Consider the following 12,795-nt stretch of genomic DNA (forward strand, 5'->3'; position numbering starts at 1 on the left):
TTTTGAGCAAGGACGCTAGGCGTTTTCCGGTGGCGTATCGGGGGCGGCTGGTTTGCGCCGCGGTGGCCGAGGCCGTTTGGCCGGTGCCGCCGCGGGAACTGCCGGTTCAGTTGGTTCAGCAGCGCTGGTAGCGGCCGGCTTACGGCGGCTTTTGGCTGGGGCTTTTGGCGCAGCTTCCTCCGCGGCTGCTGCAGTGGACTCAGCCGCCTTGTGTTTTGCCCGCGACTTGCGCGCTGGCCGTGCCGCCGTATCGGTAGCTGGAGCGGCTTCCGCACCGCTTTCGGGAGCTGCAGGAGCTACTGCCTCTGGGGGAGGAGTCTGCGACACTAACGGTTTGGGCGCGGCGCGGCGCGGCTTACGGACGGTTTTCGGTGGATCTTCTGCCGGCGCAACAGGTGCATTAGCGGCGGGGGCCTCGGCAGTTTCTGTAGCAGATGCTGTTTCGGCCGCTTCTACGGGAGCAGGCTTAGCCCCGCCACGTTTCGGCCGGTCGGAGCGGGTTGCTTTGCCGTTGGCGCTCAACTGGCCCGAAGCGCCGGTTCCTTTCGTATCCGGAATGGCGGAGGCGGAGGCAGCGGGAGCAGGAGTTGCCGCAGGCTCCGATGCAGCTACTGCGGTTGTGTCTGCAGCAGGCAGGAGTGGCTCTGCAGGCATAGTTTCCACCGGAGCCTCAGCGGCGGCCGGAGCGTCTTCGTTGTAGAGGCTTTTGAAGCGCGAAGAACTGCGGTGCGGCTTCCGGATGGCTGCGGCCCTTTTTTCACTGGCCGAACGGCCTGTGCGCTCAGGCCGACGGGTTCCGCTGGCTTCGGTGGCCGACGCAGAGGCTGTATCCTCTAAGCCCGTTTCCACAGTTGGCGCTGGCATGGGCGCGAGTGGCGCCTGCGCAGGGGCGGAGCTTTCTGGCTGCCGGTTCTCTTCCGGAGAGGCGGTGCCTGCCGGTTCTATAGAGGCATCAGCATCCCGACGGCCCCGGCCACCGCGGCGCGAATTGCGCTTGCGCCGTTCCAGCGCAGTTTGTAGCGGCTGTTCTGCATCAGCAGTGATGACGACTGCCGGCGCAGGAGGCAGTGGCACCGTGGGTGCCTCAGGGCTGGCATCAGCCGGCGGTATGGCTACCGACACAGCCTCACCGGACGCAAGTTCAGCCGCTTCTGCGGCCAGGCGGGCAGCATGTTTCTTCTTGTTGCGCTTAGCACCGCCCCGGCTGCGCCGCCGTTTCTTGGCTGGCGCCACTTCACCCAGGATTTCGGCAGTTTCCGCTTCCGCTGCGTCCTCGTCCTGCTCATCCTCCTGGTATTCGGTGGCGGAAGTGGGCGCGGAAACTGACTCAAACGTTTCGAACTCTTCGGCTTCTTCCACTGGCTCCGGCGCTACTGCAGCAATACCGGAGCGGGGTAGAGTAACCGTCGAGAATTCGCCAATATCAATCCGCTCCTCATCATCCTCGGGTTCGGGCTCCGGTTCTTTCGGCAGCGGAAGGCTTTCCAGTCGGCGGCGTACGTCCAGTAGTTCCATGCGCACATCGGCCTGACCGGAAAGGCGCTCCAGTTTCTCGAGTGTGCTTTCCAGGAACTGACGGTACTCCGGGGCAGCCAGATAAAGCGGACGGTGGTTGAGGGCCTGCCGCACGGCCTCCCATTCCTTACGGAAGCGTCCGAAGCCGGCGTCAAAATAGGTACGGGCAAACCGCTCCCAGATATAGTCTTCTGCTACTTTCGACGGATGCAACATATCTTCGGCGTAGAAGCGGTAGTCGCGCAAATCGTCGAGCAGCAGCTCGTAGGCCGGAAAGTAGGAAACATCAGGCAGCAGCTCGCTGAGGTAGTGGCACGCTACCCGGAGCACTGACTTGCTAACGGAGTTGAGCGGCAGCGTGTCTTTTACGTGCCGCACCGGGCTTACCGTGAGCACGAAGCGCAGCTTCGGATTGCGCAGGCGCAGATAGGCGTGGGTTTCCGCTACGGCGTTGATGATTTCGTCCGGTGTGAGCAGTTCCTTCTCGAACTTGTCGGCGGGTAGCTTGTGGCAGTTGCTGACCAATTCGCCGGTTTCCTTGAGGCGGTACGTCCAGGCGGTGCCCAGCGTCAGCACTACCACATCGGCAGTGGCCAGAAACACGCCCGTATCACGCACTACCTGCTGGATATGCTGCAGCAGTTCCACCGGCGACTCGGCACCCAGGCTGGCGTGCAGGTCGTAGCTCTGCCAGCGGCCCCGCGCCTGCACCAAGTGCTGCTGCCAGTCCATGTCTTCACCAGCTGCAGCCCGCAGCAAGCGGCAGGCCAGCACCGGATTGAAGACGGTGCCAAAAGGATTAACCAGAGTGTGAACCTTATCAGCGGCCAGCCGGCTGCCGATACTGTCCGAAAAACAAGAGCCTATCGTCAGTAGCCGAGCGGAAAGCGGTAACTGCTGCGGGTGCGGGACAAGCGGTAATTCAGTACGAAACATTCCTAAAAGATACGGCCGAAACCGGCCAACGGACAGGCAACCTACTCAACATCGTTGGTTCAACCAAATACGGGCCCAATGGGCGCCGTATTCCTGAGCTACGAGAAAAGGGCTGGTGCAGGGTTAAAAAAAAGGCCCGGCTGTGCAAACAGCCGGGCCTTTCCAGAAGCGCAGTTGCTTATTCAGCTACTACGTTGAAACGTACTTTGTGCTTCACCTCGCGGTGCAGGTCAACGGTAGCGGTATATTCGCCGGCCGAGCTAGGCTCCTGGTCGAACGAGAGGCGCTTACGCTCCACGTCGATGCCTTTGGCTTTCAGGGCCTCAGCCAGCTGCAGCGTGGTTACGCGGCCAAAGATTTTGCCGCTTTCACCCACTTTAGCCGGGATGTCCAGTACCACGTCACCGATTTTGTCAGCTACTGCCTGAGCATCAGCTTTAACCTTGTCGGCTTTGTGAGCAGCCTGACGAATATTTTCGGCTACGATTTTCTTGTTCGATTTGTCGGCCAGAACGGCCAGACCCTGCGGGAGCAGGTAGTTGCGACCGAAGCCGGGCTTCACCGTTACGGTGTCGTTCTTGTAGCCCAGGCCCTTTACGTCGTCTTTCAGAATTACTTCCATGTCAGTACTACGGTTGGGGGGTTACTTCAGCGAGTCGGTTACGTAAGGCATCAGTGCCAGGTGGCGGGCTTTAGCTACAGCCTGAGCCACTTTACGCTGGAACTTGAGGCTGGTGCCCGTGATACGGCGGGGCAGAATGCGGCCCTGCTCGTTCACGAACTTCAGCAGGAAGTTCGGATCCTTGTAATCAACGTACTTGATGCCGTTTTTCTTGAAGCGGCAGTATTTCTTGCGGGTATCCTGCTTGTGGATACGTTCGTTGGCGAGACTCATCTTCTTAGGCTTAGGCAACGGCTTCCGATTGTTTAGCTTTCTGCTGGTTCATTTCGCCTTTGCGGCGACGCTCACCGTAAGCTACGGCGTGCTTGTCCAGAACGGTGGTCAGGAAGCGGATGATACGTTCGTCACGACGGAAAGCGAGTTCCAGCGTGTCTACAATGTTGCCCGAGCCAGTGAACTCCACGAGGAAGTAGTAGCCGGTGTTTTTCTTCTGAATCGGGTACGCCAGCTTTTTGAGGCCCCAAGATTCAGTGTTGATGATGTCGGCGCCATTTTCCTTAAGCACCTGCGAGAACTTCTCGACCGTCTCTTGCACCTGGCTCTCGTTCAGAACGGGAGTCAAAATGAAGACCGTCTCGTAATTTCTTACTTCCATTACGACGGGGTTGAAAATTATTGTGTGAAAAAACTCAATGAGCCGGCAAAGATACGGTTTTTCCGTTGCGAAATGCACGGATTTGTATAAATAGCAGGAATATAGTTCGCGGTAACGAATTGGCGTTCAACGAGCAGAATAAAGGCTGTAGCTCTTACCATTAGGAGTAAGGGACACGTAAAGCAGTGAGAACGGCCTTTTACTCAGGTTTGCTGAATTGTGTTAGCTAAAGTGCCGGGGCTCACAGAACGAGGAGCAGGAACATCATTTTAGAATGTTTCTAAGCAAGGCTAAATGGGCTAATTTTCGCCCAAGCAGGTTTGTTCTCTGGGTTTCCCAACCTACATTTGTGGCCTTGAAGCACCCCCCGCGTTTCTTTTTCCCAGTCATATTGTGCTATGAATAGCATCCGACTTCGTCCCCTTTCCCGCCTCTTTCTCGCTCTCTTCCTGACGTTTGCTGCCGTAGGTAACACTTCGGCACAGGACGTGGGAGCAGCTCCCGATGTGAGCAAAGAAGGTGTGGCACCCGGCGCTACGGCCGCCGCTACTCCCGCCACGGCGGCCGCTCCCGCTGCTGGCGGTGGCGACGCTGCTGCTATTGCCGCCGGCGACGCACTCTTTAAAGGCAACTGCGCCCAGTGCCACGCCATCAACGATGTGGTGGTGGGTCCGGCGCTGGCCGGCATTAGCAAGCGCCGCCCGGTTTCCTGGCTGATTCCCTGGATCAAGAACTCCAGCAAGATGGTAGCCGCCGGCGACGAGTACGCCGTGAAAATCTTCAACCAGTACCAGAAGCAGCAGATGCCCAGCTTCCAACTGAGCGACGCTGAGGTTACTTCTATTCTGGCTTACATCACGGCGGAAGAAGGTAAGGGCGGTGCTGATACCAAACTCACTCCGAATAGCGGCGACAATGCTGCCGTTGATGGTACGGCGGCTGCTAACGGCGAGGCCGACGGTGGCAAGTACATGGACATCCTGCTGATTGTATTGGTAGTAGTGCTGATTGTACTGGTAGTAACGCTGGTTATCATCGCCAATATCATGAAGGACGTGCTGCGTGGCCGCAAGGACCTCGACGGCCGCGACGTAGAAATTCTGGAGCAACGCACCGACTGGAGCCGCCTGTATAAGTCGCCGGTATTGCGTGGCATTGCCGGGGTGGTATTCGTGCTGGCCGTGCTGTACACTTCGGTGCAGGGCGCTATGGGAGTAGGTCTGCAGCAGGGCTACCAGCCGACACAGCCTATTGCCTTCTCGCACAAGCTGCACGCCGGTGAAAACCAGATCAACTGCGCCTATTGCCACACTTCGGTGTACAAGAGCAAGTCGGCTAACATTCCTTCGGCCAACATCTGTATGAACTGCCACTCGCAGGTGAAAACGGAGTCGCCGGAAATCAAGAAAATTTACCGTGCTATTGAGCGCAAGCAGCCTATTCAGTGGGTGCGCGTGCACAACCTGCCCGACCTGGCTTACTTCAACCACTCGCAGCACACGCAAGTCGGCGGTATCGAGTGCCAGACTTGCCACGGCCCTATCCAGAACATGGAAGTAGTGTATCAGTATTCGCCGCTCACGATGGGCTGGTGCATTAACTGCCACCGCGAAACGCCGCTCAACACGAAAGGCAACGGCTACTACAACAACCTCGTGAAGCTGCACGACAGCGCTAACGGTGCTGCACCGTTTACGGTATCGTCGAACGGCGGCACTGAGTGCTCGAAGTGCCACTACTAATCCCATAGGGTCTTGAAAGACCGGCACTCAGACCAACCGCTGAAGCCGGTCATTCAGGACCCAAATTCTTTAAAAAGCACACTTAGAGACCATCCGGACGATTATAAAATCCGAGTCCCTAAGTCTCTGAGACCCTAAGTTCCAAAAACACGATGCAAGAGTCGCCTAAGTACTGGAAGGGAATTGAGGAACTGGAGAACTCACCGGAGTTCGTGAAGAATGCACTCACGGAGTTTGCAGACTTCCTGCCGGTGAAGGAAACCTATGGCTCTTCCGACGCTGCGGTAGCGCCGCGCCGCGACTTCCTCAAGCTGATGGGCTTTGGCCTAGCAGCTGCTACCCTCGCCAGCTGCGAAACGCCGATTAAAAAGGCCATCCCGTACCTGAATAAGCCGGAAGAGGTAGATCCGGGCATTGCCAACTTCTACGCTTCTACTTACTTCAACGGTCAGGACTACAACAGCGTACTCGTGAAGACCCGCGAAGGTCGTCCGATCAAGCTGGAAGGTAACCCTGAGTCGCCGATTACCCGTGGCGGCCTGTCGGCCCGTGCGCAGGCTTCGGTTCTGAGCCTCTACGACGGAGCCCGTCTGCAGCATTTCGCCATCAAAGGCCAGAAAGCTGATAAGGACCGGGTTGACCAGGAAATCCGCACGGCATTGGCTGGTGCTGGTCGCACGCTCATCGTGTCGCCCACCATCATCAGCCCCAGCACCAAGAAAGTAATTGCGGAGTTTGCCTCGCGCTATCCCGGCACCGAGCACGTGATGTACGACGTGAATTCGGCTTCGGGTCTGCTGCGTGCCAACGGCGGTGTGCTGCCGAGCTACGACTTCAGCAAAGCTGATGTAATTGTGAGCCTGGGTGCCGACTTCCTCGGTACCTGGATTTCGCCCGTAGAATTTGCTCGTCAGTACGTAACCAACCGGAAAGTAAGCAGCGACAAGCGCACCATGTCGCGCCACTTCCAGTTTGAAAGCGCCCTGACCCTGACTGGCTCCAACGCTGACGTGCGCGTGCCTGTGAAACCTTCGGAAATGGGGGCTATGACTGTGGCTCTCTACAACGGGGTTGTAGGAGGTGCTGCTGCCGGCAACGCTCAACTAAAGAAGGCGGCCGCTGAACTGAAAGCTGCGGGTAGCCGTGGCTTGGTTGTGTCGGGTTCCAACGACCCCGCCGTACAGGCTCTCGTAACGGCCATCAACCAAAGCCTCGGCAGCGCTGCAGTAGATGTAGCAGCCCCGTCGATGGTTCGCCAGGGTGATGATGCCCGTATGGAGCGTGCTGTGAAGGACATCATTGGCGGCCAGGTTGGCGCCGTGATTTTCTACAACGCCAACCCAGTGTTCGACCACCCAATGGGCGCTCAGCTAGGCGAAGCACTGAAAGGCGGAAAAGTGAAGACCACTATTTCGCTGAATGACCGCCTCGATGAAACCGGCTCCCTTTGCACCTACGCCGCTCCCGACCATCACTGGATGGAGTCGTGGAATGACTACGAGCCGAAGCGTGGCTTCCTGAGCATCGCTCAGCCCGTAATTTCGCCGCTGTTCGGCACCCGCCAGGCGCAGGATTCTCTGCTGACCTGGGCCGGTAACCCAACCAGCTACTACAACTATCTGCGTGCACAGTGGAAAGCCGTAACTGGCTCCGACCCGAAAGCATGGGATAAGGCAGTGCATGACGGTGTGGCTATGGGCTCAGCTCTGGCTGCTCCTGCTGCTCAGGCCGGTGCTGCCATGGGTGCTGCTGAAGCCATCAGCGCCATCAACTCTGCTCCCAAATTCACGGGAACCGAGCTTTGCATCTACGAGAAAGTAGGTGTCGGCAACGGCACAGAAGCCAACAACCCCTGGCTACAAGAGTTGCCTGACCCGGTATCGAAAGCTACCTGGGGCAACTACGTGGCTGTGCCGCGCAAAATGGCCGAGGAAAAAGGCTGGGCGCAGGGCGACGTGCTGAAAGTTACGGCCAACGGCAAATCTATTGAGCTGCCTGTGTTGATCCAGCCAGGCCAAGCTGCCGGCTCGGTAGCCATTGCGCTGGGCTACGGCCGCACGCAGGCTGGCAAAGTAGCCGACAAAGTAGGTGAGAACGTGCTGCCCTTCGCGGTGATGCGCAACGGTGCTATCATGTACGCCAATTCGGTAACGCTGGAAAAAACCGGTGCTACCTCGCCCATCGCCCAGACGCAGACTCACCACACCATCATGGACCGCAAGCCGGTGGTGCAGGAGGCTACGCTGAAGCAATACCGTGAAAACCCCAAGGAAGTAACTGAGTACGAAACCATTTCGACCCCCGATGGCCCGCAAAAGCCGAACAAAGTGTCGCTGTGGCAGGACTACGAGTACAAGAACCACCATTGGGGCATGGCCATCGACCTCAACTCCTGCATCGGCTGTGGCTCGTGCGTGGTAGGTTGCCAGGCTGAGAACAACGTGGCCGTAGTAGGCAAGCAGGAGGTGATTAACCGTCGCGAGATGCATTGGATGCGCATCGACCGTTACTACAGCTCCGACGCCAGCAAAGAGGACTTCGAAACTAAAGGCAAGCTGGATACTTACGCGGCCATGGAAGATCCATCCGAGAATCCCTCGGTTATCTTCCAGCCGATGATGTGCCAGCACTGCAACCACGCTCCCTGCGAAACGGTATGCCCGGTACTAGCTACTACGCACAGCTCGGAAGGTCTCAACCAGATGACCTACAACCGTTGCGTTGGTACCCGTTACTGCGCTAACAACTGCCCCTACAAAGTGCGCCGCTTCAACTGGTTCTCGTACTACTCCAACGAGAAGTTCGAAGCCGTAAACGGCCACATGTTCACCGACCTCGGCCGCATGGTATTGAACCCGGATGTAACGGTTCGTGCCCGTGGTGTAATGGAGAAATGCTCGCTCTGCGTGCAGCGTATCCAACTCGGCAAGCTGGAAGCCAAGAAGCAGAAGCGTCGTCCGAAGGATGGCGAAATTGTGTCGGCTTGCGCCCAGTCGTGCCCCACGCAGGCTATCGTATTCGGCGATATGCGTGACCCGGAGTCGCGCCTGTCGAAGCTGCTGCGTCGTGAAGACGGTGAGCGTGCCTTCCACGTGCTCGACGCCATCAACGTGCAGCCGAACATGACCTACCTGACCAAGATCCGTAACACGGAAGAAGTTCGCAACGCCTAGAAACTGAGCCATAGGGGAGGGCCACTTGGTCCACCACCCGGTAGCCCTCCCCATCTACTCCATTAAGTCCAAACACTATGCAGCACGTATCGCCTGTACGGGAGCCGCTCGTAACCGGGGGGAAAACGTACCACGACGTCACTCAGGACGTGTGCCGCCAGGTAGAAGCCGCTCCCAACGTCCGTTGGATGGCCGCCCTGGCCGTGGCGCTCTTTTTCCTCGGCGTCTTCTTCTACTCCGTTTATCGCACCCTCTGGTATGGTATCGGTGAATGGGGCCTGAACAAAACCGTAGGCTGGGCCTGGGACATCACCAACTTTGTATGGTGGGTAGGTATCGGTCACGCAGGTACCCTGATTTCGGCAGTTCTGCTGCTGTTCCGTCAGAAATGGCGGACTTCTATCAACCGCGCGGCTGAGGCAATGACCATTTTTGCCGTAATCTGCGCCGCTATGTTCCCGGTACTGCACATGGGCCGCCCGTGGTTGGCTTACTGGGTATTCCCGCTGCAGAACACCTTCGGCTCGCTGTGGGTGAACTTCAACTCACCGCTGCTCTGGGACGTTTTCGCCATCTCGACCTACTTCACCGTGTCGCTGGTGTTCTGGTACACGGGTCTGGTTCCTGACTTCGCTACCATCCGTGACCGTGCAAAAGGCCCGATTGCTAAAGTAGCTTACTCGCTGCTGAGCATGGGCTGGAAAGGTTCGGCCAAGCACTGGAGCCGTTACGAAACGGTTTCTCTGATTCTGGCCGGTGTTTCTACGCCGCTGGTACTCTCGGTACACACTATCGTATCGATGGACTTTGCAACCTCGGTTGTTCCGGGCTGGCACACCACCATCTTCCCTCCCTACTTCGTAGCGGGCGCTATCTTCTCGGGCTTCGCGATGGTACTCACGCTGATGCTCATCACGCGAGTAGTATTCAAGCTGGAAGATTACATCACGCTGGAGCACATTGCCCTCATGAACAAAATCATGATGGTAACCGGCTCTATCGTAGGGGTAGCTTACATCACTGAGTTCTTCATTGCCTGGTATTCACAAGTAGAATTTGAGCAGTACGCTTTCATTAACCGTGCTACCGGACCTTACTGGTGGGCTTACTGGTCGATGATGACCTGCAACGTAATTACGCCCCAACTGGTGTGGATTCGTCGGGTACGCTACAGCATTCCGCTGACCTTCGTTCTGTCGATCATCGTGAACATCGGGATGTGGTTCGAACGTTTCGTGATTATCGTTACCTCGCTGCACCGCGATTACCTGCCTTCGAGCTGGGTTATGTTCTCGCCTTCGATTATCGATATCGGCATCTATGTAGGTACGCTGGGTCTGTTCTTCACGCTGTTCCTGCTCTTCGCCAAATTCTTCCCGGTGATTAACATGGCGGAAGTGAAATCGGTGATGAAATACACCGTGGACAATGGCCCGACTTACACCGGCCACGACCCGCACCACAAGACTCCCCAACCTGCCACCCATGGCGTGCCGGCTTCGGCTCCCGTAAACTACGATAAGCATGACTAAGCGCTTCGCCCTCGGCATCTTCGAAGACGAGGACGTGCTGCTGCACGCCGTTGAAAACGTCCGCGAGGCGGGCGTGAAAATCTACGAAGTCTTCACCCCGTTCCCGATTCACGGCATGGACGATGCCCTCGGCATCGAACGGTCCCGCCTGCCTATCGCGGCATTCTTCTACGGCGTCATCGGTCTGAGCTTCGCCTTGTGGCTGCAGATTTACACGCTGGGCTTCGACTGGCCGATGATTATCGGTGGTAAACCGCACATTGCGCTGCCCGCCTTTATTCCAGTGGCATTCGAACTGACGGTGTTCTTTTGCTGCCACGGTATGGTAATTACCTTCTATACCATCAGCAAGCTGTATCCCCGCTGGAAAACGCCGGTTCTGGATGTGCGCTCTACCGATGACAAGTTCGTAGTGGCCATCGAGCTGAATGAGAAGACCGACCTGAACCATCTGACACAGCTGCTGCGCGCCAATGGTGCCACGGAGGTGAACGAAAAAGAAATGACCAAATTCTAATGACGCATTCGCTGAAACTAGGTCTGCAAGCGTCGGCAATCCTGTTTGCCTCGGTGCTGACCACCGGCTGCAACCGCGCCGATGATCCTGGCATTGAGTACGCGCCGGAGATGTACGAGTCAATTCCGTACGATCCCCTGCGGCAGGTGAATGCCAATACGGTGAATCCAATGGGTATCAACCAGCGCACCCCGGTGGTGGGCACGGTGCCTCGTGGCAAAGCCGATTATTACTCTCACATCGCCAAGGACGATGTAGAGACTGCACAAGCTACCCTTCGTAATCCCTACGCTTACTCGAAAGAGAGCCTGGAAGAAGGTAAGGCACTATACCTGCGCAACTGCCAGCACTGCCATGGCGAGCAGGGCGACGGCCAGGGTGCAGTAGGAGTGAAGTTCAAGGGGGTGCCTAACTACGCAGCTGGCGCCTACAAAACCATGAACGAAGGCCACATCTACCACGTCATTCAGTGGGGTAAAGGCCGCATGATGCCACACGGCTCGCAGGTTAATCCGGAGGAGCGTTGGAAGATTGCAATGTATGTGCGAGTGCTGCAGGAAGGCAAGGGCCCTGATGGGGTAGGAGACTTCCTGAAAGCCAAAGGCGTTTCCGGGGCCGGTGTAGCCGCTGCCGATTCGTCGCAGACCAACGATACCCAAACGCAGGCTCCGGTTCAGGAAGCGCAGGCCAATAAGGCCTCTGCCACCCCGGGCCAAGGTGATAAAGCAAACAACGGCACCGCAAACTAAACCGCTATGGCAACTCTGACGCATCACGAAGGCGTTACGGCTGAATACCTGGAGGTTTCATCCGGTACCCGTAAAAAGTTCATCATGATTATCCTGGCCGGCGTACTGCTGCTGGTTGTTGGATTAATCGTCGCCTACCTAGGTATTGGCGAAGCTCATCACGAAGGTGCTGCCGCAGCCCATGGTGCTACGGCTGGTCACGAAGGGACAGGCCATCATGGCAGCCCTACCTGGCTCAAGCGCCTCATTGTTAGCCTTTGGCACAACAACGTGTATTTCACTGGTGTTTCGGTCATCGGCACGGTGTTCATGGCTATCCAGTACGTTGCATATGCTGGCTGGTCGGTTCTGATCAAGCGTGTGTATGAAGCGCTCAGCGCCTGGGTAATTCCGGGTGGTATCCTGCTGGTTGTGATTTTCCTGTTGGGCCTGATCAACCACGACATCTTCCACTGGACGATGCCGGGCATTATGGACAAGGCATCGCCAAATTATGACCGTCTCATCGCAGGCAAGTCAGGCTTCCTGAATCTGGGCTTCTACTTGGGCCGCATGGTAGTCTTCATTGCTATCTGGGCTTATTTCACGAAAAGACTTCGTGACCTGTCGCTGGCAGAAGATCTGAACGGTGGCACGGAGTACTTCCACAAGTGCATCAACGTGTCGGCTCTGTTCCTGGTGCTGTACGCTGTTTCTTCTTCAATTTCCGCTTGGGACTGGGTAATGTCGATTGACACGCACTGGTTCTCTACCATGTTTGGCTGGTATGTATTCGCCTCCTGGTGGGTATCGGGCATTGCGGCCATCACGCTGTGCACCATTCTGCTGAAGCAAGCTGGCTATCTGCGCTGGGTTACTGCTGGCCACCTGCACGACTTGGGCAAGTACATGTTCGGCTTCAGCATCTTCTGGACCTACGTGTGGTTCTCGCAGTTCATGCTGATCTGGTACGCTAACTTGCCGGAAGAGTCGGTTTACTTCAACCAGCGTCTGGGCGGCTTCAACGGCCAGTACACGTGGTTGTTCTTCTTCAACCTGCTGATCAACTTCGTATTCCCCTTCCTGGTGCTGATGACGCGCGATGCGAAGCGTCAGATGATCATGCTCAAGATTGTCACCATTGCCATTCTGATTGGCCACTGGTTCGACTTTTATTTGATGATCATGCCTGCAACTATGCAGGAGAATAATGGGTTCATCATAGAGTTCGGCGTTGCATTGGTCTTCCTGGGTAGCTTCCTACTGCTGATGACCAAGCGCTTGGCTCAAGCTTCTCTGGTACCGCTGCATCACCCGTTCCTCGACGAGAGCGTGCATCACACCACCTAATCTTAGACCTGAGTATTGAGAAGTG

10 protein-coding genes are annotated in these 12,795 nt (G+C 56.9%); 6 read left to right on the forward strand and 4 right to left on the reverse strand.

All coding sequences use genetic code 11. The annotated features are described in order from the left end of the window. Window positions 1-15: 15 nt before the first annotated feature. From BUE15_RS06305 to rpsF, 4 genes are all read right to left on the reverse strand, one after another. On the reverse strand, window positions 16-2,451 hold the full coding sequence (locus BUE15_RS06305; RefSeq protein ID WP_073282232.1) for a GSCFA domain-containing protein: 2,436 nt from the start codon (window positions 2,449-2,451) through the stop codon (window positions 16-18). A gap of 178 nt (window positions 2,452-2,629) precedes the next feature. Continuing rightward, window positions 2,630-3,073 (reverse strand): 50S ribosomal protein L9, encoded by a 444-nt coding sequence (gene rplI / locus BUE15_RS06310; RefSeq protein WP_073282234.1) that lies wholly within the window; start codon window positions 3,071-3,073, stop codon window positions 2,630-2,632. A 21-nt stretch (window positions 3,074-3,094) separates the two neighbouring features. Then, on the reverse strand, window positions 3,095-3,346 hold the full coding sequence (gene rpsR / locus BUE15_RS06315) for a 30S ribosomal protein S18 (RefSeq protein ID WP_022822548.1): 252 nt from the start codon (window positions 3,344-3,346) through the stop codon (window positions 3,095-3,097). Window positions 3,347-3,356: 10 nt separating this feature from the next. Beyond that, window positions 3,357-3,728, reverse strand: coding sequence for a 30S ribosomal protein S6 (rpsF, locus tag BUE15_RS06320; protein ID WP_073282236.1), 372 nt, complete (start codon window positions 3,726-3,728; stop codon window positions 3,357-3,359). A gap of 398 nt (window positions 3,729-4,126) precedes the next feature. Between rpsF and BUE15_RS06325 the strand changes: the two genes are divergently transcribed. The 6 genes from BUE15_RS06325 to BUE15_RS06350 all read left to right on the forward strand — a co-directional run bounded on the left by BUE15_RS06325 (window position 4,127) and on the right by BUE15_RS06350 (window position 12,770). Further along, the gene (locus BUE15_RS06325) at window positions 4,127-5,470 is read left to right on the forward strand and encodes a c-type cytochrome (RefSeq protein WP_084548866.1); all 1,344 of its coding nucleotides are present in this window, start codon (window positions 4,127-4,129) and stop codon (window positions 5,468-5,470) included. Window positions 5,471-5,622: 152 nt separating this feature from the next. Beyond that, window positions 5,623-8,643 (forward strand): TAT-variant-translocated molybdopterin oxidoreductase, encoded by a 3,021-nt coding sequence (locus tag BUE15_RS06330; RefSeq protein ID WP_073282238.1) that lies wholly within the window; start codon window positions 5,623-5,625, stop codon window positions 8,641-8,643. Between the two features lie 77 nt (window positions 8,644-8,720). Beyond that, window positions 8,721-10,175, forward strand: coding sequence for an NrfD/PsrC family molybdoenzyme membrane anchor subunit (gene nrfD, locus BUE15_RS06335; protein ID WP_084548867.1), 1,455 nt, complete (start codon window positions 8,721-8,723; stop codon window positions 10,173-10,175). After that, the gene (locus tag BUE15_RS06340; protein ID WP_073282239.1) at window positions 10,168-10,692 is read left to right on the forward strand and encodes a DUF3341 domain-containing protein; all 525 of its coding nucleotides are present in this window, start codon (window positions 10,168-10,170) and stop codon (window positions 10,690-10,692) included. The genes nrfD and BUE15_RS06340 overlap by 8 nt, the downstream gene beginning before the upstream one ends. Next, a complete protein-coding gene (locus BUE15_RS06345; protein ID WP_073282241.1) occupies window positions 10,692-11,441 on the forward strand; it encodes a c-type cytochrome in 750 nt (249 codons plus the stop codon). Before BUE15_RS06340 ends, BUE15_RS06345 begins: the two co-directional genes overlap by 1 nt. 6 nt (window positions 11,442-11,447) lie before the next feature. After that, complete coding sequence (locus BUE15_RS06350) at window positions 11,448-12,770, forward strand: quinol:cytochrome C oxidoreductase (protein WP_073282243.1); 1,323 nt, start codon at window positions 11,448-11,450, stop codon at window positions 12,768-12,770. Window positions 12,771-12,795 lie beyond the last annotated feature (25 nt).

This window comes from Hymenobacter psychrotolerans DSM 18569 (genome assembly GCF_900142395.1).
Classification (GTDB): Bacteria; Bacteroidota; Bacteroidia; order Cytophagales; family Hymenobacteraceae; genus Hymenobacter; species Hymenobacter psychrotolerans.

Excerpts from the sequence above, each read along its gene's own strand:
- rpsR (WP_022822548.1), bottom strand. The coding sequence starts at position 3,346 with ATGAGTCTCGCCAACGAACGTATCCACAAGCAGGATACCCGCAAGAAA.
- BUE15_RS06345 (WP_073282241.1), top strand. The coding sequence starts at position 10,692 with ATGACGCATTCGCTGAAACTAGGTCTGCAAGCGTCGGCAATCCTGTTT.
- rplI (WP_073282234.1), bottom strand. The coding sequence starts at position 3,073 with ATGGAAGTAATTCTGAAAGACGACGTAAAGGGCCTGGGCTACAAGAAC.
- BUE15_RS06340 (WP_073282239.1), top strand. The coding sequence starts at position 10,168 with ATGACTAAGCGCTTCGCCCTCGGCATCTTCGAAGACGAGGACGTGCTG.
- rpsF (WP_073282236.1), bottom strand. The coding sequence starts at position 3,728 with ATGGAAGTAAGAAATTACGAGACGGTCTTCATTTTGACTCCCGTTCTG.
- BUE15_RS06325 (WP_084548866.1), top strand. The coding sequence starts at position 4,127 with ATGAATAGCATCCGACTTCGTCCCCTTTCCCGCCTCTTTCTCGCTCTC.
- BUE15_RS06330 (WP_073282238.1), top strand. The coding sequence starts at position 5,623 with ATGCAAGAGTCGCCTAAGTACTGGAAGGGAATTGAGGAACTGGAGAAC.
- BUE15_RS06305 (WP_073282232.1), bottom strand. The coding sequence starts at position 2,451 with ATGTTTCGTACTGAATTACCGCTTGTCCCGCACCCGCAGCAGTTACCG.
- BUE15_RS06350 (WP_073282243.1), top strand. The coding sequence starts at position 11,448 with ATGGCAACTCTGACGCATCACGAAGGCGTTACGGCTGAATACCTGGAG.
- nrfD (WP_084548867.1), top strand. The coding sequence starts at position 8,721 with ATGCAGCACGTATCGCCTGTACGGGAGCCGCTCGTAACCGGGGGGAAA.